The sequence below is a fragment of the Corynebacterium durum genome, from assembly GCF_030408675.1.
GTDB lineage: Bacteria > Actinomycetota > Actinomycetes > Mycobacteriales > Mycobacteriaceae > Corynebacterium > Corynebacterium durum.
This window is the reverse complement of the sequence record NZ_CP047200.1, coordinates 1,245,797-1,271,796: the sequence shown is the minus strand read 5'-3', so window position 1 is coordinate 1,271,796 and position 26,000 is coordinate 1,245,797. Positions and strand designations below refer to the sequence as shown.

Genomic DNA, 26,000 nt, shown 5'->3' with positions numbered 1-26,000 from the left:
GGTTACATGTCACTCCTCAATCTTGATCCCCCAGTGGAATTGAGTTTTTTCTCCAGGCTGGAGAACCACCACATCCCGCCCTGACCGCAGCGCATTCGGCGGAGCGCTCATCGGCTCAACAGCCAACGCACGTCCTCGGCCCGGATACCCATGGCCAGCCGCAGGATCTGCAGTGAAGATTTGGAACCACGGCAGGTTAGCGCTCGTGGACATCACCACCCGACGTTTCTCGACGCCCTCATCATGATGCCTCAGCACAGTAACGCGATCATCGTCTCCCTTGTCAGGGGCGTGGAAACAGTCATCCAGCAACACTCCGGCCAGAGCCAAACCTTCTGGAAGGTCTGCCAACACGGGGATGGTTGCCAACTTTGTCTCCTCTCCCGTTGGAAGTAGCCGGGTGGGATCAAGTTCTAGTTTCATATCAACAGGAACGCTGACAACACAGTCATCGACAGGTGCGCCGAAAAGAGTTGGATATGTGTGCACGCCCAAGGCAAAGGGGGCAGCATCATCACCTACGTTAGTGACTTCGTAGGTGACACAAAGCCCCTGTGGAGTGAGAAGGTAATCAACCGTGAGTGTCAGTTTCCATGGCCATCCGTTACGTGGCGTGATGGCACATTCAAGGACGGCGTGGTCATCTGTAGATTCACGAATACTCCAGCGCTCGGATCGCACAAAGCCGTGAATAGCGTTAGTGCGTGCAGGCTCATTAATGTCCAACTGATGCGACTGCCCGGCAAAATCAAAGGCACCGTCTTCTGTTCGGTTTGTCCATGGTGCCAAAATGGCATTGGAACTTAATGGTGGTACATGCCCCCGGGGGTAGCTTTCTATAAGCGGCTTTCCCCCATATTCACACACCCGCAGTCCACCACCATACGTGGATACTTCTACTGAGTATTCGCCGCTAGCCAGACGCACATAAGGGTACTCGGCGAGGTCAATAGTTGCCGGGGAACTCATGTGAGCTCCTTTCTGTGCAGATGATGCACTGAAGATTGAATCACGTAAGACATGAAACTCAAGGTTCAGAGTACTACCCTGTACCCCCGTCACAATAGAGTTTTACAAAATAGTTACGTTAGATAGTTCACTATTTAGGTCCGAGCCTCCCCCGATCGGTCCCCCTAACTCAGGTAGCCATGTGTCTACACTTTGTTACGTCTTTATGGGGTAACCAATGCCCCATGCCAGGGGCACCCACCTGTGGACGTAAAGAACGCCCCATCCGGAAGACGGGGCGTCGATAAGCGAGTGACAGTTACGCAACCCGCACGCCGGCGAAGTTTTTCTTGCCGCGGCGGAGCACTAACCAGCGGCCGTGCAGCAGATTTTCATTGGTGGGCTGCCATTCGTCACTGGTGATGCGCTGATTATTCACATACGCGCCACCTTCGTTGACGGCTCGACGCGCAGCTTTTTTGGAGTCCACCAACCCAGTGGCAACGAGAAGATCGACGATCGTGCGTGGGTCGTCGGCACCGATCTCAGCGATCGTCGTTTCCGACAATGCGCCAGCCAAGGTCCCCTCGTCCAATTCAGTAAGTTCCGCGCGCCCAAAAAGAGCCTGAGCTGCGAGTTCCACAGCGTGAGTCGCGTCCTTGCCATGCACAAGGTTGGTCATTTCCTGGGCGAGCCTCCGTTGAGCCTCACGGGTATGGGGACGCTCATCAACGGCCTGTTGCAGCTCCGCCAGCTCCTCTTGCGTGAGGAAGGTGAACCACCGCAGATAGCGGATAACATCAGCATCAGCAGCATTGATGAAGTACTGGTACCAGGCGTATGGACTAGTCATCTCCGGGTCGAGCCACAACTTGCCTCCACCCGTAGACTTGCCAAATTTATTGCCGTCGGCATCGGTAACCAGCGGGACCGTCAGGGCGTGCACCGTTGCGCCATTAATGCGACGGTTCAGATCTACACCAGAAACAATGTTTCCCCACTGGTCACCGCCGCCGATCTGCAGCGAACAGCCGTAGGTGTTGTGCAACTGAACGTAGTCGTTGGCCTGAAGCAACATGTAGGAAAACTCAGTGTAGGAGATGCCGTCATTATCCAAGCGGCGCTTAACCGTGTCGCGAGCGAGCATGGTATTCAGCGAAAAGTGCTTACCGACGTCGCGCAAAAACTGCGTCACCGACAGGTTCTTCGTCCAGTCGTTATTGTTCACGAGGCGGGCGGCATGCTCGCCATCAAAATCAACAAATCGCGAGAGCTGGTTAATGATGCGATCGGCCCATTCCGCCACTTGATCATCCGCCAACATAGCGCGTTCACCAACATCGCGGGGGTCACCGATCATGCCGGTGGCGCCACCTGCAAGCACAATGGGGTTATGCCCAGCTTGCTGGAAACGACGCAGCATCAGAAGCGGCACCAGGTGCCCGGCATGCAGAGACGGGCCGGTCGGGTCGAACCCACAGTACAAGGTAATGGGTTGTTCGCACGCCTCGCGCAACTGTTCAAGATCGGTGGACTGGTTAATCAATCCGCGCCATTGCAGCTCATCAATAATGTTGTTCGTCATGGTGTTTCTCAATCGTCACGTTCAGTCTGGGTGGCGTGTTCTGCAGGCCAAGGCATCGCCTCATCAATCAGCATCACGGGAATTCCGTTGTCAATGCGATATGCGACTCCCAGGCGGGGGTTATAGAGCACCTGCTCCTCCGAAAGATACTCCAACGGCCCCTTGTCTTGCGGGCACGCCAACACTTCCAACAACGTGGGATCGATACTCATAAGTTCCGCATTTTACCCGGGTGAGTTGCCTCTTCCCACATTGACACCGCAGTTGTCTGTGAGACGGTGTACTGCACGGGAAACAGTACGTGGGCGGGCGTCGCGACGCGCCCGCCCTACAGCGTCCTACAAAACTTTTGTGACAAAACTAGTAAAAAGTAGTGATAGAGACGATCATTCCTCGCTCTGTTTACTTTCCTACCCGCTTGATCAGCACCGGAGCCGTATGACTATCCACGTCACAGACACCCTGTTCCATCTCCGCAACGATTCCCTGAGCTACATCATGCAGATCTTGCCCAATGGTTATCTGGGGCAACTGTATGTAGGTCCGGCTGTCCCCCTTGACGTTGATTATTCCTACCTGCTGGAATTTGCGGCACGGCCAACATCAGCATGTCCGTTCTATGACAACCCAGTGTTTTCGCTGGAACATGTGAAGCAGGAGTACGGGCAGTATGGCGGCAGTGATTATCGTCAGCCTGCAGTGGTGATGTCGCAACCCGACGGCAGTACAGTCACTACATTCCAGTATGAGTCGCATCGCATTGAGGCTGGCAAATCCCGCCTTGATGGTCTCCCGGCAACGTATGTTGAGGATGATTCCGAGGCGGAAACACTCATCATTGTGCTGGTGGATCCGCTGACCACGGTTCGGATTGAGCTGAGTTACACACTGTTTTCCTCTCGTCCAGTGCTGACGCGTACGGCGCGTTTTATCAATGATGGCCACGCTGAGGTCTTTCTTGATCAAGCGATGAGCGCCTGCCTTGATCTTCCCGACTCTAAGTACGAGTGGTGGCAGTTTTCCGGAGCGTGGGGGCGTGAACGTCATCTGAAAACCCGCACATTGGAACAGGGAATTACCTCAATCGGGTCAATCCGTGGGAATTCTTCAGCACAGCAGAATCCTTTTGTTATTCTCGCCCGCCCAGGAACAGACGATCTTCAGGGTGAAGCCATAGGTTGCGCCTTTGTCTACAGCGGAAATTTCCTCATCCAGGCTGAGGTGGATACGTTTGACACCACTCGCCTGCTGGTGGGAATCCATCCACAAGGTTTTCGCTGGAAACTCCGCCCAGGAAGCAGCTTTCAAACCCCAGAGGTGGTGTTTGCCTATACCACAGAGGGCCTCAATGATCTCAGCGCAACACTGCATTCTTTGTTCCGTGAACGCCTGATGCGCGGCCAGTGGCGCGACCGACCGCGTCCCATTGTGACCAATAACTGGGAAGCCACCTATTTTGATTTCACCGAAGACACCCTCATTGATATTGCACGCACGGCGCAGGGCGTCGGCGCGGAACTATTTGTGCTCGACGATGGCTGGTTTGGCGCACGGCGCGGCGAACGCGCGGGCCTCGGCGATTGGACGCCGAACACTGATTTATTACCTGACGGTATTGCGGGGTTGTCGGAGAAAGTGAATGATCTCGGCATTGATTTTGGACTGTGGGTAGAGCCGGAAATGGTGAATGAGGATTCGAATCTTTTTCGCACCCATCCGGACTGGGTGATTCAAACGCCTAATCGTCGCAGGTCCGTCGGGCGTTTCCAATTAGTGTTGGATTATTCCCGCGCCGAGGTGGTGGACCATGTGTTTACCCAGTTATCGGACGTTTTTAGCACTGCGAAGATATCGTATGTGAAGTGGGATATGAACCGCAGTTTGACGGAAGTGTTTTCCTCGGCGCTGCCCACAGATCAGCAGGGTGAGGTGGCACATCGCCACATGCTAGGTGTCTATGCTCTACTTGAGCGTTTGACCACTGCTTTCCCGCATATTTTGTTTGAGTCGTGCGCATCGGGCGGAGCGCGTTTTGATGCCGGCATGCTCTTTTACGCCCCGCAGGCGTGGGCCAGTGATGATTCCGATGCGGTGGAGCGGCTGAAAATCCAGTGGGGATCCTCTTTTGCCTACCCAATTGTCTCCCATGGCGCACATGTGTCGATAACGCCGAACCATCAAGTCAATAGGGTGACACCGTTGCATACTCGGGCGAATGTGGCGTTTTTCGGCGCGTTTGGGTACGAACTTGATTTGAACAAACTCTCCGATGAGGAGATTGCAGAGGTCAAGGCTCAGGTTGCATTCATGAAGGAGCATCGTGAGCTCATTCAATTTGGAACATTTTACCGCCTGCGCAGCCCTTTTGATTCAAATGTCACGTGCTGGATGGTGGTGAACAAACAGAAAACCAAGGCCATTGTGGGCTGGTATCGGGTACTCAACACAGTAAACGCACCGTTTGACCGTGTACGTTTGGTGGGTTTGGATACCACCAAACGCTACCGCATTACGGGTAATGAGCTTGTGGACGGTCGCGATGTTATACGTTCCGGCAGCGAGCTGCACAATATTGGTCTGATAACCAGCGACCGCAACTCAGGCGACGTCCCCCAGAATGTGACCCCCAACCGGGATTTTGATTCCCGGTTGTTTGTGCTGACCGCTGAATAGCAGCCACCTGACGTCTCAGGAGCGCACCGGTGTTTCCGCCCAGTTGCGGTAATCCGCACTGGCTGCGGCCACGCGGTTACGCTGCTCAGCCACCCGCACGCCCGCAGTCCCGCCGCGGGTGGACCGCGATGCGACGGCACCATCGACCGTCAACACGTCACGCACCTCTGGGGTCAGGCGCTTATCGACGCCCTGCAACTCCTCATCCGTGAGGTCCACAAGGCCCACTCCCCTGGCCTCCGCAATGCGAACGCACGCGCCGGATGCCTCGTGGGCTTCGCGGAACGGCACACCTTCACGGACCAGCCATTCGGCAAGGTCGGTGGCCAGGGTGAACCCAGCCGGTGCGAGTTCCCGCATGCGATCAGGGTGAAACGTCAGCGTGGACACCAACCCTGTCATGGCGGGAAGCAGGAGATTCAACTGAGCCACCGAGTCCACGATGGGTTCTTTATCTTCCTGCAAGTCTCGGTTGTAAGCAAGGGGCTGTGCCTTGAGGGTGGCCATCAATCCGGTGAGATTGCCGATAAGCCGACCTGTTTTACCACGTGTTAGTTCCGCAACATCGGGGTTTTTCTTCTGAGGCATGATGGAACTGCCGGTAGACCAAGCATCGGCGAGGGTGACATATCCGAATTCCGGTGTGCACCAAGCAATAATTTCCTCAGCAAGGCGTGACATGTCGATAGCGATCTGTGCCAGCACAAAAGCGGTTTCTGAGGCGAAATCGCGGGAACTGGTTGCGTCAATGGAATTATCGGCTGCGGAGTCAAACCCCAATTCCTCAGCAATCGCCTCGGGATTGAGTGTGAGCGACGATCCGGCCAACGCACCGGACCCGTAGGGTGACACCGCAAGACGTTTGTCTAGATCCTGGATCCGATCGACATCACGAAGCAACGGCTGCGCATGCGCCAATAGCTGGTGGGCGAGTAAAACCGGTTGCGCCGCTTGGAAATGCGTTTTACCAGGCATGATAGCGTCAGGATGGGCTGCGGCCTGAGCCACTAGGGCGTCGATAAGCTCTGTAACGCCAATCGCAATGTCGCGGATTGCATCACGCACCCACATGCGAAAGAGCGTGGCCACCTGGTCGTTACGGGACCTCCCGGCGCGCAACCGGCCGCCTACCTCGGGGCCAACGCGGTCGATAAGGCCGCGTTCCATAGCGCCGTGGACGTCTTCATCTGTGGGCAGTGGCGTGAAGTCGCCGGAGGCTACGTCTCGTCCCAGCTGGTCAAGGCCCGCGAGCATGGTGTCAAGGTCAGCGTCAGAGAGCAGCCCAGCAGCATGCAGTACCTTGGCGTGGGCTTTGGATGCCAGCACGTCGTAGGGTGCCAGCACCCAGTCGAAATGCGTGGACACGCTGAGCGCAAACATGGCATCGGCGGGTCCGCCTGCGAAACGTCCGCCCCACAGGGCACCTTCGTTTGTTCCGTGACTGTCCATTTACTGTGCCTCGCGGTCGCGGCGGCAGGCAATCTTGGAGGACAGGCCATGGAGTTCCACGAATCCCTTGGCCAGAGTCTGGTCGAAGGTGTCGCCGGTGTCGTAGGTGGCCAGGTTGAAGTCGTAGAGTGAGGCATCGCTGCGACGACCGTTGACGGTGATGCGCCCAGCGTGGAGGACAAGGCGAATGTCACCGGTGACGTTGTCCTGGGTGGAGTTAATGAATGCGTCGAGGGAACGTTTGAGGGGTGCGAACCAGAGTCCGTCGTAGACTTCCTCGGACCAGCGGGCGTCGATAAGCCGCTTGTAGCGGGCGAGTTCGCGTTCCATAGTGACGTCTTCGAGTGCTTGGTGTGCGGTGATCAGCACCATGGCACCGGGGGCTTCGTATACCTCGCGGGATTTAATGCCTACTAGTCGGTCTTCCACCATGTCGAGGCGGCCGACACCCTGCGCGCCGCCACGGCGATTGAGTTCTTCGATGGCTTCGAGAACGGTGACAGGGCGGCCGTCAATGGCAACCGGGGCGCCACCTTTGAAGGAGATAATGACCTCATCGGGCGCGTTGCCCAGCGCCGGGTCTTCGGTGTAGGCGTAGAGGTCTTTTGTTGGCGGGTTCCACAGGTCTTCAAGGAAACCTGTTTCGACGGCGCGTCCCCACACGTTCTGGTCGATGGAAAACGGTGATTTTTTCGACTGTTCAATGGGAAGGTCAATTTCCTCCGCAAAGGCGATGGCCTTGTCGCGGGTCCACGCGTAATCGCGCGCGGGGGCGATAATTTTCAGGTCTGGGTGCGTGTTGGCAAAGCCTACCTCGAAGCGCACCTGGTCATTGCCTTTACCTGTGCAGCCATGTGCCACATGTGTTCCGCCGTGTTCACGCGCCGCCTCCACAAGGTGCTTGACAATCAGGGGGCGGGAAATAGCGGATACCAGCGGGTACTGCTTCATGTACATGCCGTTGGCTTTGATGGTGGGTAGGCAATATTCTTCCGCGAACTCATCCTTGGCGTCCACGACGATGGATTCCACCGCACCGCAATCCAGTGCGCGCTGCCGGACGGACTCCATGTCTTCGCCACCTTGTCCTAGGTCAAGGGAGACGGCAACAACCTCCCCACCGGTCATTTTGGCCAGGTAAGGGATAGCCACGGAGGTGTCCAGACCACCGGAATAAGCGAGTACAACGCGATCAGTCATAACAATTCTCCTTAGATTACGTAGATTATGTAGCGAGTAATTACCTTAGCGTTCTGATGCCAGTTTGCTGAACAGCTCCCCCAGCTCTTGGCCCGTCATGGGTTCGCGGGCAAGGACAAAAACGGTGTCGTCACCGGCGATGGTACCCACTACCTCTGGCATAGACACGCGATCAATGAAGCTGGCGAGATATTGGGCAGCACCTGGGGGTGTGCGCAGTACCGTCATGTTTGCCGAGTGATCGGCGGAGACGAGAAGGTCACCGAGCACTCGACGCAATTTGTCATGCGGGCCGGACAGGGCTTCAAACGCGGTGGATTCCACAGGGCTGACGGTGTAGAAACTTCGTCCGACGCCCACTCGAATTTTCTTTGCGCCAAGTTCGTCGAGGTCACGGGACAGGGTTGCTTGGGTGACGTCGATATTTTCATCGAGAAGCAGCTCGGAGAGTTGCACTTGGCTGGATATTCGATATTGATCCAGCAAATCAAGGATCTTGGCTTGACGGGTTGCTCGGCTCACGGGGTGTGGGCCGGTTGTTGTGTTACCCGGCATGGTCGCTCCCCTGTCGTGTGTAATGCCTGTTCTGTTCCAACAGCCAGGCCATGAGCGCCTTCTGGGCATGTAACCGGTTTTCAGCCTCATCGAATACGACTGATTGGGGCCCGTCAATGACGCTCGCGGTCACCTCCTGTCCCCGGTAGGCAGGCAGGCAGTGCAGAAAGATGGCGGTGTCTTTGGCTTTCGCCATGAGGTCGTCGTTGACCTGGTACGGCAGGAAGGGCGTGCGGCGATCCTTGCCGTCGTGTTCCATGCCCATGGATACCCACGTGTCGGTGATCACCACGTCGGCGCCAGCCACCTCGTCGAGGCTGTCAGTGACGGTGACGGTAGCGCCTGTCTCTGCGGCGCGGCGGCGGGCACGCTCGACGTAGTCCTGACGCGGCTGGAATTCCTTGGGGGTGATGATGGAAACGTCCATCCCGGAGGTGGCGAAACCAATCATGTAGGAGTTCGTCATGTTGTTACTGCCGTCCCCCAAGTACACCGCTTTTTTGCCTTTCAGGCCCGCAGGCCCTTGTTCTGGGCAAAGGTGTTCCACGCAGGTTTGCAGGTCGGCGAGGAGTTGGCAGGGGTGGAATGCATCAGACAAAGCGTTGATGATGGGCACGGTGGCCGTTTCCGCCATGTCGGTGAGATTTTTTTGCGCGAAGGTACGCCACACAATCATGCTGACAAAGCGTGACAGCACCGCACCGGTGTCTTGAATGGTTTCGCCTTTTCCTAGCTGGCTGTCACCCGCCGACACGACAATAGGGTTGCCGCCCAACTGGGAAATGCCAGCATCAAAGGAGAATCGCGTGCGCGTGGATGTTTTATCAAACAGCACCGCAACGCTCAGCGGTCCTTGCAGGGGCCGCATGAGGAACGGTTGTTTTTTCAGCTCAGCGGCGAGGTTGAGCACGTCGGCCTGCTCGCTGGGCGAAAGGTCGTCGTCGGCGAGGAAATGCCGGACTGGTATATGGGTGAGTGAAGACATAACAGCTGGCAGTCCTATCCGTCTGATTCTTGCGCGGCGTCGACAAGGGCACGCACATGGGTGATGGTCGCTGCAAGGCGGGACACAGCGGTCTCGCAGTCCTCGTCTGTCACAACAAGCGGTGGGGTGAGCCGTAGGACGCTCGGGCTGGGAGCGTTGAGGATCAGCCCATGATTCAGGGCTTCCTTGACAACCTCCTGTGCAATCGGTTGCTCCAGCACCACACCCACCATGAGACCCCGACCGCGCACCTCAACGACACCCGGTACGCGTTCAGTGATCAGTTCTGCAAGACGCTGACCTCGGGTGGCGACGCCGCGGCAGAAATCGTCGTCGATAACGTGCAACACCGCACCTGCCGCAGCACAGGAAACAGGGTTACCACCAAACGTGGTGCCGTGTTTGCCAGGTTGCATCAGCTCAGCGGCATGCCCGTGCGCCAGACAGGCACCGATGGGTAGGCCGCCGCCAAGCCCCTTCGCCATCGTGACCACATCCGGCACGACGCCCTCGTGTTGGAAAGCGAAGAAGTCACCGGTACGGCCGATACCCGTTTGGACTTCATCGACCATCATCAGGATTCCGTGCTTATCGCACAGGTCACGCACTGCACGCAGAAAACCCTCCGGCGCGGGAATAACACCTGTTTCGCCTTGAATCGGTTCTAGGAAAATTGCCGCTGTTTGTTGCGGATTCATCTCCACAAGCGTGGTGAGGTAGTCAATGTCGCCGAATGGGTAATACGACACCCCTGGTGTCATCGGCTCAAAAGGCCCTTGCTTGTCGGGTTGGCCAGTCAGCGCCAACGCCCCCATAGTGCGCCCGTGAAAACCATTGACGGCGGCAAGAATCCTTGTACGCCCGGTCAAGCGTGCAATCTTAAAAGCGGTCTCATTTGCCTCGGCACCCGAGTTGCAGAAAAACACTCTGGTGCTGGCCGCAAGATCCCCATCGTTGCGGGCGAAACGGCGAATCAGCTCCTCCCCAACGTGCACAACAGGTTCCGAGGCAAACAAATTAGACACATGCCCCAGCCGCGTAACCTGCGACGACACTGCAGAGACAATCGCCGGGTGCGCGTGCCCCAACGAATTCACGGCAATGCCCGCGAGCATGTCAATATACGTACGGCCGCTGGAATCCGTGACCTGCGCACCACTGCCAGATACCAGCTCCACCTGGGGTATGCCGTAGGTATTCATCATCACGTGCGGCCACTGCTCAAGTGCCGACAAAGAACCACTCATGGCTATTGTTCTCCTCCCCAAAAGACAGTGCCTTGTGCAGGGCCTTCTGGATAATCATCGTCCTCATAATTATTGGGAAGCACCATCGTGCCGATGCCACCAGAGGTCAACAGCTCCAACAGCACCGAATGCGCAACCCTACCGTCAATCACGTGCGCCGCCTTCACACCATGCTCCACCGCATGAAGGCACGCCTCCATCTTCGGAATCATCCCCGTGTCCAGCTTCGGAAACAGTGCTTCCAAATCCTTCGTCCTGATTGTTGACACCAGCGAGGATTTATCCGGCCAGTCCGCATACAACCCTTCCACGTTGGTGAGAATCAGCAGGCGCTCCGCCCCCAGAGCCACTGCTAACGACGCCGCAGCGGTATCAGCGTTGATGTTGTATACCTCGCCATCCTCACCCGGCGCGATAGTAGACACCACCGGGATACGCCCGGCCTCAATAAGGTCAACCAACGGGGTGGCATCAACGTGCACAATGTCGCCGACCAGCCCAATATCGGTGAGTTCGCCATCAACATCAATAAGGCGTTTGGTGGCCGTGAACAGACCTGCGTCTTCGCCGGAGGTGCCCACGGCGTAGGGGCCGTAAGAATTAATCAGCCCAACGAGTTCACGGCCGACTTTTCCAAACAGCACCATACGAACAATTTCCATGACTTCCGGTGTAGTGACGCGGAAGCCGCCGAGGAATTCGCCCTCCAAGCCGACGCGCGCGAGCATGGACGAGATTTGAGGGCCACCACCATGCACCACCACAGGTTTAGCGCCGACTGTTCGGAGGAAGATCATGTCCGCCGCGAAGGCAGCTTTGAGGTCATCATCGACCATGGCGTTTCCACCGTATTTGACCACGACGATTTTGTCGCGAAAATGCTGCAGCCATGGCAATGCCTCAACAAGCACGTTTGCCCGGATTTCTGGGGTGAGCGCCGCCATGAGTTGTTTTTGTTGGGGGTTGGTCATGTACTGGGCTCCTAGGTTGAGTATTCGGAGTTGATTTCTACATAGGCATGGCTGAGGTCAGTGGTTTTTACGGTAGCGCGTCCGGGGCCCCCAGTGCCAAGGTCAATGCGAACCTCAATATCCGCGCCGGATAGATCGACATCACGCGCGCCGGGAGCACCGCAGGAATCAAGGCATACGGCTTGATCGTTGAAATAGACGGAAATGTGTTCTGGGTCCATGTCGGCGTCGGCCATTCCGACGGCCGCAAGCACGCGCCCCCAGTTGGGGTCGGATCCGAACATGGCGCATTTGAACAGGTTGTCGCGCCCCACGGTTCGGGCTGCTGCGAGAGCTTGCTCATCGGTGCTAGTGCCGACGACCGTGATGCTCACCCGCTTTGTCACACCTTCCGCATCTGCCTGCATCTGTGATGCGAGGTCATCGCATGCGGCACGAACAGCCTGGGCGAATTCTTCCTGGCTGGGCGTTACCCCCGATGCGCCAGATGCGAGGAGCACTACGGTGTCGTTGGTCGAGGTGGAGCCGTCAATATCGAGCGTGTCAAAGGTCACGGATGTGGCGGCGCGAAGCGCGGCATCTGCCATGTCTGGCGTGATGGAAGCATCGGTGGTCAGGCATACCAACATGGTGGCCAACGAGGGCGCCATCATGCCAGCGCCTTTCCCCATGCCGCCGATAGTCCAGCCCTCACCATGGACAACGGTTTCTTTAACCACCATATCTGTGGTCATGATGGCTTCGGCCGCAGCAGTGCCATCAGTGGGCTGAGATCCAAGCCCATCAACCAGCGGTGCCAGTCCCTCGAGAAGAATGGGCATGGGCAACGGTTCGCCGATCAAGCCTGTGGAGCAGACTGCAACCTCGGACACCGGGACGTCGAGAAGCGCCGCAAGCTGTTCTGCAGTGTGGTAAGCATCAGCATCACCTTGTGCACCGTTGCAGGCATTGGCGTTACCGGAGTTGTACACCACGGCCCTGAGCTGGCCATCAGCAACAGCGCGGCGGGTAAGCTTCACCGGAGCGGCAACCACGCGGTTACGGGTAAATACGCCCGCAGCTGTGTAATCCGGGCCGTTATTGACAACAAGCGCCATGTCTTTCTTCCCGGATGCTTTGATCCCTGCCGTTGTGGCAGCGGCGCTAAACCCGGCGGGGGTGGTGATGCTCATGGTTATCCTTCGTAGGCAAATAAATGGAATAGTGGTGGGTCAATCAGTGACGTGGTTAGGGGGCAACGCCAAGGCGTGGCAGCCCCGCGTCCTCTGGGAAGCCCAGAGCGAGATTCATGCACTGCACAGCAGCCCCGGCGGTACCTTTGGTCAAATTGTCAATGGCAGAGGTGGCCAGCATCGTGCCTGCAGCGGCGTCCACCTCCACCTGAACCTGGCACATGTTAGATCCCACGACGTTTTGCGTCTGCGGCTGCTGCCCTTCTGGAAGCACAGCGACAAAAGGCTCATCCGCATAAAAATCCTCGTACGTTGCGCGCAGGTCGGCGGCAGAAACACCAGGGGTGAGCGGAGCGGTCGCGGTGGTCAAAATCCCACGTGGAAGCGGTGCCAGCACTGGGGTAAAACTCACCGACACATCCTTGTCGGTGTATTCCTTGAGGTTCTGAATAATTTCCGGATTATGGCGGTGCTTACCAGCCGTGTTGTATGCCTTCAGCGAGCCCATCGTCTCTGATCCCAGCAACCCCACTGAGGCTTTCTTACCTCCGCCCGACACGCCCGTAACGGACACAATGGAAATATTGGGATCGATCAGCCCGTGAGCGACTGCCGGAAGCAGGGAGAGAGTCGCGCCTGTGGGAAAACAACCAGGAACAGCCACCCGCTTGGTGCCGCTTAACTGCTCTCTATGCCCCGGCATTTCTGGAATGCCGTACGGCCACGATCCTGCGTGGGGTGAGCCGTAAAATGTCTCCCAGTCATCGGCAGAGACCAGACGAAAGTCGGCAGCGCAATCCACAACCAGTACGTCTGGACCCAGCTGCTGCGCAATCTCGGCAGAATGCCCATGCGGCAGCCCCAAGAACACCACATCGTGTCCAGCAAGCACATCCACCGAGGTGGGTTCAATAATTCGATCCGCGAGGGGCATCAAATGCGGCATCAGTTCCCCCACTGGGGTGCCTGCCGACGATGCCGCAGTGAGCGCGCCGATAGTCAGATCCCCAGCCGCATAAGCTGGATGCCCAACAAGGAGGCGAAGAATTTCTCCGCCCGCATACCCGCTGGCACCTGCAACTGCAACCTTGATTGTCATGCGGACCAGCTTAGCATTTATACATAAATACGCAAACTATGCATAGATTGCCACGATACTTGCACGACATTCGCGGAACTAGCGTGTGGAACTAGCGGAAGTATGTATAGGTCCCGCAACGCAAAAATCGTTGTGCTCCATGCAGGTAGCACAACGATTTTTCAGCAGTAAGAGACTAATGGCGTTTTATGCCCGAAGCTCCGCACCAAACCTCTGCCCCGCGCGCTCCACCGCCTGCAGGCGAGCCTCGGAGCACTCATCGTCTGTGAGGGTGCGATCCGGTGCACGGAAGCGCAGGGAAAACGCAAGTGACTTTTTGCCCTCACCAAGTGCTTCAGAACGGTAGACGTCAAACAATTCCACGCTTTCCAACAGCCCGCTGGTACCGGCACCTTCTTCTACCACAGCGCGTACCGACTCGGCAGGGACAGCTTCATCAACAACCAATGCCACGTCCTGCAGCAATGCAGGGAACGAGCTCAGCACTGGTGCCGGAAGCTTCTGATCAAACGGCAGTGCCGAGACGTCCAACTCCATGGCACACGTACGTGCGGGAAGCCCGGCGCGTTCCAGCACCTGAGGATGCAATTCACCGGCGTAACCAACAACGGTCTCCCCCACTTTCAGAGCAGCACAGCGCCCGGGGTGCCAAGGCAGCATCTCGGCATTCTCCAGGGTGAGGTCCACACCCGCGGCGCGGGCAACCACCTGGGCCGATTCGATGGCATCGGCGTAGCTGTAGGCGCGCCCATCGCCCCATGGCCCGGTCAGCTCCCACTGTCCGGTTCCCACCGTGGCCACGTGCAAGGGCTGCACTGGGAGGGAGTCCAGCAAGTCGGCGATCTGCTCATCGCTGGGGCGATTTGCCACAGACGGCATGGGCGACACTCCATGACCATGAGCTATAGTTACCTGCTCAACACCAAACAACGCCACGTTGGGTTCACCTCGGGAGATATTGCGCTTCACTGCGTCCAGCATGGACGGAAGCAACGTTGTTCCCAGCGACGAGTTGGATGCCTCTAGGGGGTTTTGAACGGTCACGACGTTACGACGCGGATCGTCCGCAGGCAGATTCCACACGTCAAACACATCATCAGCAATGAAGGGTGTGGGCAGGATTTCTGCGTATCCGTTGTAGGCAAGCGCATGCCCGATGGCGCGGCGTCGACGTTGGGCGGGAGTAAGTCCGCGTCCTGCCGGTGCGGTGGGCACAATGGACGGAATGTCTTCCAGCCCTTCTAGACGCAAGACCTCCTCTACCAAGTCGGCGGGCATGGTGAGGTCTGTGCGCCATGTTGGTGGTGTGACCTCTAACTTCGCTCCACAGGAAGACACCTCGACCGTGCAGCCGATTTCTTCCAGTCGATCAATGACCGTATCGCGAGAGTACTCCACACCTGCGATGTCACCGGGCAAAGATGCCGCCATGAGAATGCTGGGGCGCCTAGGAACGTCGCCAACGATGGTGCGTTCGGCAGAAATAGTGCCGCCAGCGATACTGACCAGCAGCGATGCAGCCATGTCCAGCGCAACCTCAACAAGTGCGGGGTCGACGCCCCGCTCGAAACGTCGAGAAGCCTCCGAGCTGAGCTTGTGGCGGCGCGAGGTGCGAGCCACGGTAATGGGGTCCCAGGTGGCGGCCTCAAAGTAGACATCGGTGGTGGTGTCGGAAATTTCGGAGGTGGAACCACCCATGACACCGGCCAGGGACTGCACACCAGAATCGTCGCAAATCACCACATCTTCGGCGTGGAGCTCACGCTGAACATCATCAAGCGTGGTCATCTTTTCACCCTCAGCGGCGCAGCGTACCACCAAATCGCCAGTAATGCGATCCACATCGAAAGCGTGCATCGGCTGGCCCAGCAACAACATCAGGTAGTTGGTCACGTCAGTGGCGGCGTTGACGGGGCGTTGACCGCACAGCATCAACTCACGCTGTAACCACCAGGGGGATTCCACAGTTGGGTCAATGCCGGAGACCTTACGCAGACCGAAACGAAGAGCCTTCGTCTCTGGTCGCAGCTCAACCGATAGCAAGTCCCCAGAAACATCCGGCACAGTAACACTCAGGCCCGCAAGCTGCGGATTCTCCGCCACATCGCTAAAGTCTAGGTCCAGCGCCGAGGCGATCTCTCGGGACAATCCCCGCGCCGACAAGGCGTAACCACGATCCGGGGTGATATTGACGTCAAAAACAGTGTCGGAAAGTCCAATCACCGGACGGGCATCCGCGCCCACCTCAACCTGCAGCTGAGGATCAAGCGTGATAATGCCTTTGTTCTGTTGCGGGGTCAGCCCCAATTCCGCTGCGGAACAAATCATGCCCGCAGACATACGGCCATAGGTTTCCCGAGCCGAAATAGCGAAATCACCAGGCAGCACGCAGCCAGGAAGCGCCACCACAACCATGTCGCCCTCTGAGAAGTTCCGGGCACCACAAATAATGGACTGCAGTTCACCTGTGCCATTAGCATTTCCTACATTCATCATGCAATGGCGAATGGGCTTTTTAAAACCAGTCAGCTCCTCAATCGACTCCACCCGGCCGATCACTAGCGGACCAGTGGTTTCTGGGATGGGTTCGAAACCCTCAGTCTCAAACCCGACGCGGACGAACGCCGCGTCCATCTCCTCCGCAGAAACACCGTCCCACGACGGATTAACACCACGAAGCAGCCTCGACAGCCAATTCTGTGCAACAAGCATGACTCACAAACTCCTACAACCTACGCCTGCACACCAAACGGCACAGTGAAACGAACATCACCCTCAACCATGTCGCGCATATCCGACAGCCCATTACGGAACTGCAACGTGCGCTCAATACCCATGCCAAATGCGAACCCGGTGTACACGTCTGTGTTAATACCTGCCGCACGCAGCACATTTGGGTTGACCATGCCACAGCCACCCCACTCAATCCAGCCTGCGCCACCCTTCTTATTCGGGAACCACACATCCACCTCGGCCGATGGCTCCGTGAAAGGAAAATAATTCGAGCGCATACGAGTCCGTGTCTCAGGGCCAAACAACGTCTTGGCCAGATGATCCAACGTTCCCCGGAGATGCGCCATGGTCAGGCCCTTATCGACGGCCAACCCTTCCACCTGATGAAACACCGGGGTGTGCGTTGCATCCAACTCATCGGTGCGGAAAACCCGGCCCGGGCACGCTACATACACCGGCAACTCACGATCAAGCAGCGTCCGCATCTGCACAGGTGAGGTATGCGTACGTAGCACCTGACGTGACCCCTCCGGCGCGATATGGAACGTGTCCTGCAATGTCCGCGCCGGGTGGTCGGGAAGGAAGTTCAGGGAATCAAAGTTGAAATACTCGGCTTCAACCTCGGGGCCTTCCGCGATTTCCCAGCCCATGCCCACAAAAATATCGGCAATCTGCTCGCTCAACGCAGTAATGGGATGAAGCGCGCCGGTGCGTTTACGCGTCGTGGGAACCGTAACGTCGACACGCTCTAGGCGCAGCACCTCGGCATTGCGCTTTGCCTCCAGTGCCTCCTTGACCTGAGCAAACCGCTTTTCGACGCGCCCTCGCGCCATGTTCACCAGTCGCCCGGCATCTTTACGCTGGTCCTTGGGCAGGGATCCCAATGCGCGGCGGGCGAGGGACAGCGGGGCGTCGTCACCCAGGTGCATGCGGCGGGCATCCGCCAACGAATCCAGACTATCCGCCGCCTCAAACGCCTGAACAGCGGATTCAGCGGCGGAATTCAAACTGGCTTCAGTTAATTGAGGCATGTGGGACTCTGACACGGACTCAGGCACCTGTCTTCTCTCTTATCTCTCGCGGTTCATGGCTTGTCAAACACACTAACCCAGCCATCATAGCGGGTCAGCGCGCTGCACGCGAGACTTACTCGGCATGCTGCTGCGCTTGACGCTGAGCCTGGTGTTGAGCCTTTGCTGACTCATACAAACAAATCGCCGCTGCTGTCGCCAGGTTCAGCGACTCGGCGCGACCACGAATAGGAATGCGCACAAGGTGATCAGCACCAGCGATCGCCTCCTCCCCCAAACCGTGCGCCTCATTGCCAAACAACCAGGCAGTGGGCTCCCGCAGCAGATCCCCCGCATCATCTAGGTCAATCTCACCGTCGGCGGTGGCTGCGAGAATAGTTAAGCCCTTAGCCTTGACCCTTTTGATTGTTCCAGTCACCGAAGCATCACGCGCCACAGGAATGTGGAACAGCGATCCCGCCGACGCGCGCACCACCTTGCCGCCCAACGGATCAACCGCTTCACCAGCAAAAATGACCGAATCCGCCCCCACCGCATCACTCACGCGAATCATTGTCCCGGCGTTACCCGGCTCAGAAGTCTGCACCGGAACGCTCACCAGCCGTGGCCTGCCACGCAGCGCCTTATCCACTGACCACAGCACCGACGTACATACCGCAAAAATCCCAGTGGAGTGCACCGTATCCGACAGCGCCTTCGCCGCTTTATCGGTAATGGCATGCACGTATACGTCCAGATGGCCGGCGACCTGGACGATATCGCCAAACCGTTGGTACGCCTGCTCCGTCACAAACACATCTGTTGCCGCCCCCGTGGATACCGCGGCATCAACCGCGTTTTCCCCTTCCACCAGAAACCGCCCCGCTTTACGACGCCCTGCCGCACGATGCAGCTTTCCAGCCTGCACAATCCTGGGGGTGCGTTCGGTAAAAGGAGAGGTGAAATCGACAGCCATGTGACTAAGGCTAGCAGCAGCCCCGCCCTACTTTTGAAGCGGTACTCCCTGGGCATCGTGTGCAAATTCGCCCACCGAAAGCAGAATCATAATGAACTCGATAAATGCCCACACACCGACAGCTAACAAGGGAAGAAACCCAATGATGAAAGGTGAGGTCACGATACCACCGACCCCCAGTAGCAGCTGAACCTTCGCACGGCTGGAGTAGCCGAGGTAAAAGTTGTGGACCCCAAAAGACCCAAGGAAAAAGGCAAGCAGGAAGGATGCAACCCACGACTTCTGCTGGTAGCCCACAGGAACTGGGGCCGCCACACCATACCCAGGTTGTTGCATCAGCGGTTGTGCAAAAGGGGCTGGCTGAGACTGAGGCGTTGGCGTAGCAAACCCAGGCGTCTGCTGCTGGGGCTGTGCGAATGGTGCCTGCTGCTGCGGCTGCTGGTAGGACGGTGATGGATTGACCTGGGGCGTTGCTGCTGGTGGCGGTGTCTTTTCAATAGGCAGCCCGTCTTTATCGTACTGCCGACCACCGAAATCAAAAGTCATGCCTTATCTCCCGCCTAGACGCTTGTAGAACACTAAGAATTCTGTAAACATACCCATGCTACCGAAAATCCTCAATACAAGCGGAAGGCCCTGGTGGCAATGATATGACACCAGGACCTTCTTGCCATAAAAGGCACGATATTACTTACGCAGCCTTAGGGGCGTTAACGTCCTCCGGCAGGGCAGCCTTGGCGGCCTCGCAAATTGCGGAGAACGCAGCGAAATCGTTGACAGCTAGCTCCGCAAGAATCTTACGGTCCACCTCAATCTCGGCAAGGCGCAGGCCCTGGATGAGACGGTTGTAGGTGATGCCGTTCATGCGGGCGGCAGCATTGATGCGCTGGATCCACAGACGACGGAACTCACGCTTACGCGCACGGCGGTCGCGGTAGGCGTAAGTCATGGAGTGCAGCCACTGTTCCTTAGCCTTGCGGTACAGGCGAGAACGCTGGCCGCGGTAGCCCTTCGCGGACTTCAGAATTGTACGACGCTTCTTCTTGGCGTTTACTGACCGCTTGACACGTGCCACAGTAATACTTCCTTAAATCTTTGAGAGTTGGTGGAGGGGTGAACAGGCGGCGATTAAGCCTGGCCGAGCAGCCGCTTAACACGCTTGGTGTCAGCTTTAGCCACTTCCGTCGTGCCCTTCAGGCGACGAGTACGGGTGGACGGCTTGCCTTCGAGGAGGTGGCGGCGGTTCGCCTGCTCGCGACGGAGCTTGCCGGAACCGGTTACCTTTACACGCTTTGCGGTGCCCTTGTGGGTCTTTTGCTTCATGAGATTTAGTCCTTAAAACCCTAGAATGTGTCTTTACTTCTTGCCCTTGCGCACCGGGCCGATGACCATGGTCATATTGCGGCCATCCTGCTTTGCCTTGGTTTCAACAACGCCGTAATCGGCGACGTCGGCTGCCAAACGGTCCAAGAGACGGTAACCAAGCTCGGGACGTGATTGCTCACGACCACGGAACATGATTGTCACCTTCACCTTGGAACCCTTCTCCAAGAACCGGATCACATTACCTTTCTTCGTCTCATAATCGTGATCATCAATCTTGGGACGAAGCTTCTGCTCCTTGACAACAGTCTGCTGCTGGTTCTTACGAGCCTCGCGTGCCTTCTGTGCAGCTTCATACTTGAACTTGCCGTAGTCCATGATTTTGCAGACCGGAGGTTTAGCGTTCGGGGCAACCTCAACCAAATCAAGATCAGCCTCATACGCTAACTTGCGAGCATCCTCAATGCGGACGATGCCCACCTGTTCGCCACTGGGGCCCACAAGACGGACCTCGGGAACTCGAATACGCTCATTAATGCGAGCTTCAGCGCTGATGTGTACTCCTAAGTTGCAGTGATAGAGATAATGTACGCACCGTACCGCAACTAGTTTTCCCTACATGACACACAAAAACCCGCTTCCATTATTCTATGAAAGCGGGAGATCCATCATGCCAAGAAGCATCTACACTGCGCGTAGCAGTGAGGTGAACTTCACAATAACCATTATCCTGCCACGATGTGGCGGCTTCTGGTGGGAGGGATCTCCACTTGCGGCCTAAAATCCATGCACAGCACAGTTTCTAGGCGGTAGCGCATATCAATCTATCACTAACCCCATAACGTTGCAAGTTGATAACTTTTTAGCTGCGTACGCTGTGGGTTCCTTAGGATCAAAACCATGGAGATTTCGCATTCAGAAAAACTTCTCTTCGAAAGGACACTGGAAAAGCTGAGTCAGGCCGAAAGGGCACTGGGCGAAGCCCGCATGGACATGCACACGCTGCTTCTCCAGCGGCAACAGCTCTCAGCGCCAGAACAGTCGGGGGAATCTGTCGGTCAGTCCACCACAGAACAACAAGCTGCAGAACAACAGGCTGCCACGCCTTCTGCCCCCTCTGCGCCAGCCCCACAGCCGTCCGGCATCGTCAATCCAGCCGGGCCACGCATCAATCCTGGCGTACCTCATATCAATCCTGGGGCTGCGAATCCACCTGTTCAACCCACGCCGCTCACGAGACCCCCAATTCAACCAATGCCTGTGTACAGTGCACAAGCAAATATTCAGCCACCCGGGCAACCAGGTTCGCAAGCGGACCAGGTTCTTCCCACGCGTTCCAGATGGTGGACATCGGAACAGATTGTTGTGAGGGTCATTGCCACGCTGGGCACGCTGATCACCATTGCCGGTGTGTTCTTCCTAGTGGTCCTTGCCATCCAGAATGGCCTGCTCGGCCCCCTTGGCCGAGTCATCCTAGCCAGCGCTTTCTCAGCCGTGATGGGAGGAATCGGTGTCATAGCCCATAAGCGTCACGCACATAAAGCGGCAGTCGGCGCCTTTTGCACCACATCTCTGCTCAGTGCGATGGCCACGGTATTTAGCCTTGTGGTCATACTTGAATGGTGGCCGGAACCCGCTGGAACAGCAACAATCATCGCGCTTACCGTCGGTTTCATAGCACTAGCCACTGTGTGGAACGAGGAAGGTGTGGCAATTGCTTTGGGTATCGGGGCGTCGATAGTAGGGAGCATCTATTTTGCCTCATGCGTTAACTACGCCGAATTCTCGACTCTTCCTAGCACGCTCGCACCCACAACCCTCGCCATCGCTGCCTACATTCGGAAGTGGTCTAAGGGTATTGATATTGCTGTCATCTTTACGCTGATTACGGCCTTCTTCTACGTATTGTCCAGCGATTCATCTACCATGATCCTTCCCACAACTCCCGTTGTGGTTATCACCGCCGTTATATTTGTCGCAATGGGCGCTAACACCGAGCGTATGCCGTGGAATCCCCTACTGACCATCGTCGCACCTGCCGTGCTGTTTGGCCTCGGTGCCCTCGGACTCGAAACCATGCCATCGTTGTCTACCCACGTCTCCACACGCCCCCTGAGCTGGGTTCTCATTGCGGGATCAATCTGCTACATCACCATCGCAATAGTCAATCACAATAAAGCACTGATCCAATTCGGTTCGGTCTTCCTGGCCCTCAACTTCCTGCCTGTGTATGTTATGGCCGCGCCACTCGGCGCTGATGTACTGCTGAATAAACCAATGGTGGTGTGCATTTTCCTCCTCACAGCCGTAGGTGTCACCTGGTGGATGACCTCCGGCATAAAGTTCCGCGGCGGTGTTTGGTACTGCTGGGCAGCAACAGCACTTATTCTCACCTACATGGTCGCAGACGGCGTACTTAGCGGCACCTTCCTGTGGCTTGGCACTTTCTGGGCTACTGCCCAAGCCGCCGCCATCATCATCCTGCTGCTGGTTGCTTTACGACGCCGCTCCGGCCTAACGCATCTTTCCGGCACCACTCAATCTGGGCTTGCGCTGGTCAGCCTTCATCTTTCCATGCTGGCCATCGTGTCCATAGCCACCTACCTGGGCGGGCTATCAGGCAACGTGAAGGGTGGTTACCTCGTTGGTCACGCAACGGTATCCGTCTTATGGATGCTCCTGGCCTGCTACGTCTTGCTCCGCGCACGATTCCTCAGCAGGCAGGCATCCCTCATTGTGGGGCTTGTTCTAGCATTTGCCTCCATCGGCAAACTCATGTTCTTCGACTTCGGCAACCTCCATGGACTGCCTCGCGTCGCTGCATTCATCATTTCTGGTGTTGTGCTGCTGGCCATCGCAGCGCTGCGAAACCGTCAGAGCTCCAACAAAACCAGCATCACTGCTGCAGAGGATCCAGCGCCTCTCGTGGGGGTGAGCACTCAGGCCAACTCGCCCACGCCTGACGCAACATATAACGATGCCCCGCCAGCCAGCGACGTCACGTCCGTTCAGCCTGCAGCACCAGGCCAAGTTCCACCACTGAGTGAAACACCGCTGCCAAGCATGAATGACCGCGAGAAGCCGCAGGATCCGCACAATCCCCAAGTCGGACCAGTGCAAAAACCTGATGAGGACCAATAACTAGGGCGCTAGTAGTTCCTTGAGGAATTTCCCTGTATGCGATGCCTCAACTGCGGCGATATCCTCAGGGGTTCCCTGGGCAACTACTTGACCACCGCCTGCACCGCCTTCCGGCCCCATGTCCACAATCCAGTCTGCAGCCTTGATGACGTCAAGATTGTGTTCAATAATCAGCACGCTGTTGCCCTTATCCACCAAGCCCTGGATCACCAGCATGAGCTTGCGAATATCCTCAAAGTGCAGACCGGTTGTGGGCTCATCCAGAATGTAGATCGTCCGGCCGTTGGATCGTTTTTGCAGTTCGGCTGCCAGTTTGACGCGCTGCGCCTCACCACCGGATAGGGTGGTCGCCGCCTGGCCAAGCCGCACGTATCCCAAACCCACCTCAACCAGCGTGTTCAGGTAGCGACTGATGGAGGTAATGGGTTCGAAGAACTCTGCGGCTTCACTAATCGGCATGTCCAAAACCTCAGAGATGGACTTGCCCTTGTATTTCACTTCCAAGGTCTCCCTGTTGTAGCGGGCGCCCTGGCAGACTTCGCAGGGCACGTACACATCAGGCAGGAAGTTCATTTCGATCTTGAGAGTGCCATCGCCGTGGCATGCTTCGCATCGCCCGCCCTTAACGTTGAAGGAGAACCTACCAGGCTTGTAGCCACGGACCTTCGCCTCACTGGTTTCTGCAAACAGTGTGCGTATCTTGTCAAACACGCCTGTGTAGGTGGCGGGATTGGAACGCGGGGTACGCCCGATGGGCGATTGATCCACTTGCACTAGTTTGTCCAAATGCTGGAGGCCATCAACGCGGGTGGCTTTACCCGGAACCTGGCGGGCCTTATTCAGCCGGTTTGCCAGGACTTTCGCCAGAATTTGGTTAATCAGCGTGGATTTCCCGGACCCAGAAACCCCGGTAATGCAGGTGAGCACACCCAATGGAATGCTGACATCCACGTTCTTGAGGTTGTTTTCCTTCGCACCGACCACAGTGAGCTGACGATCAGGGTCAATGGGGCGTCGCGAATCGGGCACGCCCAGCGTCTTGCGGCCGGACAGATACGCGCCGGTGACGGATTCTTCACTGTCCACAATCCCTGCAGGTGGGCCTTGGTAAACCACTTCCCCACCGTATTCGCCCGCGCGGGGGCCGATGTCCACAAGCCAGTCGGCGGCTTTGATGGTGTCCTCATCGTGCTCGACCACAATGAGGGTGTTGCCGATGTCACGCAGATGCTCCAAGGTGGCAATCAATCGCTGGTTGTCCCGTTGATGTAGGCCAATAGACGGCTCATCCAGCACGTACAACACCCCCGCCAAACCGGATCCAATTTGGGTGGCAAGGCGAATACGCTGCGCTTCCCCGCCGGAAAGAGTGCCTGCGGCGCGGTCCAGCGACAGATAGTTCAAACCGACGTCGAGAAGAAACTTCAGACGTGCCTGGATTTCCTTCAGCACGGCACCGGCAATCATTTCCTCGCGCTTACCCAGCTGCAACGTGGACAAAAACTCGGCGGCACCTTCCACGGACAGCGCAGACACTCCGGCGATGGACAGCTCACCGTGCGCACCCGAATCAAGCCGCACTGACAGGATCTCTGGCTTCAGACGCGCGCCTTTACAGGAAGAACACGGAACCTCGCGCATGTAAGCAAGGAATCGGTCTTTTTGTGACTCTGAGTCGGTGTTCTCCAACTTACGTTTCAGGTACGCCAACACACCCTCAAACGGTGCGATCCAATTTCGTACCCTGCCGTAGCGGTTCTTGTATCGCACTGACACGTGATGCTCGGAGCCATGAAGAACGGCTTTTTGCTGCGCCGATGTGAGTTCACTAAATGGCGTATTGGGATCAAAATCCATGGCCACGGCAAGCCCGGTGAGCAGCTTTTCAAAGTACGACACATTAAAGCCTGTGGTCCACGGCTGAATGGCACGCAGCAACGGCGCATCCCTGTCCGGGATCACCAGATCAAGGTCCACTTCCAAGGCGGTGCCCAAGCCATCACACGCCGGACACGCACCATACGGGGAGTTGAAGGAAAAAGAACGAGGTTCTAGCTCATCCACCGCCAGCGCATGACCATTGGGACAAGCCATTTTCTCCGAGAACCTGCGGGTACGGTGAGGGTCTGAGTCCTCAAGGGTGATGAAATCAAAGACCACCACGCCGTCGGCAAGCTGAAGCGCCGTTTCCACGGAGTCAGTGAGGCGCTGGCGCTGCGTGGGTTTAACCTGCAGGCGATCCACCACTACATCAATGTCGTGTTTGATCTGCTTTTCTAGTTTCGGCGGGTTGCTGAGCTGATGAACCTCACCGTCAACTCGAACCCTGGAGTAGCCCTGCGCTGCCAGGTCCGCAAACAAATCCACAAACTCACCCTTGCGAGTACGCACCACCGGTGCCAGCACCTGGAACTTCAGCCCCTCCTCCATGTCCAGGATCTGATCCACAATCTGTTGCGGAGTTTGACGCTCAATCACCGCATCGCACTTCGGGCAGTGTGCCGTACCCGCACGCGCATACAAAAGGCGCAGGTAATCATGCACTTCCGTGATCGTACCCACCGTGGAACGCGGGTTACGGTTCGTGGATTTCTGATCAATAGACACGGCGGGTGACAAACCCTCAATGAAGTCCACGTCAGGCTTATCCATTTGCCCCAAAAATTGGCGAGCGTACGACGACAACGACTCCACATATCGCCGCTGACCTTCCGCAAAAATAGTGTCAAACGCAAGGGACGACTTACCCGAGCCGGAAAGACCGGTGAACACGACCATCGTGTCGCGGGGCAGGTCAATATCCACGCCCTTCAAGTTATGCTCCCGCGCGCCGCGCACCACCAGACGATCAGCCACTACCGTGCCACCCTCCATACTTCAGCCAAACATACTACTTCGAACATAGCAACGAACCCCGACTTTAGCTAACCTGG

21 protein-coding genes are annotated in these 26,000 nt (G+C 57.0%); 2 read left to right on the top strand and 19 right to left on the bottom strand.

All coding sequences use genetic code 11. The features are described 5' to 3' along the window. Positions 1–9: 9 nt before the first annotated feature. The 3 genes from CDUR_RS05990 to CDUR_RS05980 form a co-directional block, all read right to left on the bottom strand. Positions 10–969 (bottom strand): aldose 1-epimerase family protein, encoded by a 960-nt coding sequence (locus CDUR_RS05990; RefSeq protein WP_179417512.1) that lies wholly within the window; start codon positions 967–969, stop codon positions 10–12. Between the two features lie 298 nt (positions 970–1,267). Beyond that, positions 1,268–2,533, bottom strand: a complete 1,266-nt coding sequence (tyrS, locus tag CDUR_RS05985) for a tyrosine--tRNA ligase (protein ID WP_179417511.1) — start codon at positions 2,531–2,533, stop codon at positions 1,268–1,270. Between the two features lie 8 nt (positions 2,534–2,541). Further along, complete coding sequence (locus CDUR_RS05980) at positions 2,542–2,745, bottom strand: Trm112 family protein (protein ID WP_006061977.1); 204 nt, start codon at positions 2,743–2,745, stop codon at positions 2,542–2,544. Between the two features lie 226 nt (positions 2,746–2,971). Here CDUR_RS05980 and CDUR_RS05975 point away from each other — a divergent pair, with 226 nt between their 5' ends. After that, positions 2,972–5,206 carry an alpha-galactosidase gene (locus tag CDUR_RS05975; protein WP_179417510.1) on the top strand — a complete coding sequence of 745 codons (2,235 nt, stop codon included), beginning with the start codon at positions 2,972–2,974 and terminating at the stop codon, positions 5,204–5,206. Positions 5,207–5,221: 15 nt separating this feature from the next. On the opposite strand, the gene argH is transcribed toward CDUR_RS05975, so the two are convergent. From argH to infC, 15 genes are all read right to left on the bottom strand, one after another. After that, entirely contained in the window at positions 5,222–6,655 is a 1,434-nt protein-coding gene (gene argH, locus CDUR_RS05970) for an argininosuccinate lyase (RefSeq protein ID WP_179417509.1), read from the bottom strand. Beyond that, entirely contained in the window at positions 6,656–7,855 is a 1,200-nt protein-coding gene (locus CDUR_RS05965; RefSeq protein ID WP_006061980.1) for an argininosuccinate synthase, read from the bottom strand. A 45-nt stretch (positions 7,856–7,900) separates the two neighbouring features. Next, the gene (locus CDUR_RS05960; RefSeq protein WP_006061981.1) at positions 7,901–8,410 is read right to left on the bottom strand and encodes an arginine repressor; all 510 of its coding nucleotides are present in this window, start codon (positions 8,408–8,410) and stop codon (positions 7,901–7,903) included. Beyond that, complete coding sequence (gene argF, locus CDUR_RS05955; RefSeq protein ID WP_179417508.1) at positions 8,400–9,395, bottom strand: ornithine carbamoyltransferase; 996 nt, start codon at positions 9,393–9,395, stop codon at positions 8,400–8,402. Before argF ends, CDUR_RS05960 begins: the two co-directional genes overlap by 11 nt. A 14-nt stretch (positions 9,396–9,409) precedes the next feature. Next, positions 9,410–10,642: an acetylornithine transaminase gene (locus tag CDUR_RS05950; protein ID WP_179417507.1), complete on the bottom strand. Its 1,233-nt coding sequence runs from the start codon at positions 10,640–10,642 to the stop codon at positions 9,410–9,412. Between the two features lie 2 nt (positions 10,643–10,644). Further along, the gene (gene argB / locus CDUR_RS05945) at positions 10,645–11,613 is read right to left on the bottom strand and encodes an acetylglutamate kinase (protein WP_375379377.1); all 969 of its coding nucleotides are present in this window, start codon (positions 11,611–11,613) and stop codon (positions 10,645–10,647) included. Positions 11,614–11,624: 11 nt separating this feature from the next. Next, entirely contained in the window at positions 11,625–12,785 is a 1,161-nt protein-coding gene (gene argJ, locus CDUR_RS05940) for a bifunctional glutamate N-acetyltransferase/amino-acid acetyltransferase ArgJ (RefSeq protein ID WP_179417506.1), read from the bottom strand. Positions 12,786–12,840: 55 nt separating this feature from the next. Further along, positions 12,841–13,884 carry an N-acetyl-gamma-glutamyl-phosphate reductase gene (argC, locus tag CDUR_RS05935; RefSeq protein ID WP_179417505.1) on the bottom strand — a complete coding sequence of 348 codons (1,044 nt, stop codon included), beginning with the start codon at positions 13,882–13,884 and terminating at the stop codon, positions 12,841–12,843. 186 nt (positions 13,885–14,070) lie between these two features. Continuing rightward, positions 14,071–16,596 (bottom strand): phenylalanine--tRNA ligase subunit beta, encoded by a 2,526-nt coding sequence (gene pheT, locus CDUR_RS05930; protein WP_179417504.1) that lies wholly within the window; start codon positions 16,594–16,596, stop codon positions 14,071–14,073. A gap of 20 nt (positions 16,597–16,616) precedes the next feature. Beyond that, complete coding sequence (pheS, locus tag CDUR_RS05925) at positions 16,617–17,648, bottom strand: phenylalanine--tRNA ligase subunit alpha (protein WP_179417503.1); 1,032 nt, start codon at positions 17,646–17,648, stop codon at positions 16,617–16,619. Between the two features lie 115 nt (positions 17,649–17,763). Beyond that, complete coding sequence (locus CDUR_RS05920) at positions 17,764–18,603, bottom strand: TrmH family RNA methyltransferase (RefSeq protein ID WP_179417502.1); 840 nt, start codon at positions 18,601–18,603, stop codon at positions 17,764–17,766. Between the two features lie 27 nt (positions 18,604–18,630). Then, entirely contained in the window at positions 18,631–19,149 is a 519-nt protein-coding gene (locus tag CDUR_RS05915) for a TM2 domain-containing protein (RefSeq protein ID WP_006061990.1), read from the bottom strand. Between the two features lie 145 nt (positions 19,150–19,294). Then, entirely contained in the window at positions 19,295–19,678 is a 384-nt protein-coding gene (rplT, locus tag CDUR_RS05910) for a 50S ribosomal protein L20 (RefSeq protein WP_006061991.1), read from the bottom strand. A 53-nt stretch (positions 19,679–19,731) separates the two neighbouring features. Further along, entirely contained in the window at positions 19,732–19,926 is a 195-nt protein-coding gene (gene rpmI, locus CDUR_RS05905) for a 50S ribosomal protein L35 (protein ID WP_006061992.1), read from the bottom strand. Positions 19,927–19,959: 33 nt separating this feature from the next. Further along, complete coding sequence (gene infC / locus CDUR_RS05900; RefSeq protein WP_081598600.1) at positions 19,960–20,481, bottom strand: translation initiation factor IF-3; 522 nt, start codon at positions 20,479–20,481, stop codon at positions 19,960–19,962. A 345-nt stretch (positions 20,482–20,826) separates the two neighbouring features. On the opposite strand from infC, the gene CDUR_RS05895 reads away from it, so the two are divergent. Continuing rightward, on the top strand, positions 20,827–23,067 hold the full coding sequence (locus tag CDUR_RS05895) for a DUF2339 domain-containing protein (RefSeq protein WP_179417501.1): 2,241 nt from the start codon (positions 20,827–20,829) through the stop codon (positions 23,065–23,067). Here the strand turns inward: CDUR_RS05895 and uvrA are convergent, their stop codons facing one another. Continuing rightward, on the bottom strand, positions 23,068–25,923 hold the full coding sequence (gene uvrA, locus CDUR_RS05890) for an excinuclease ABC subunit UvrA (RefSeq protein WP_179417500.1): 2,856 nt from the start codon (positions 25,921–25,923) through the stop codon (positions 23,068–23,070). Positions 25,924–26,000: the final 77 nt, after the last annotated feature.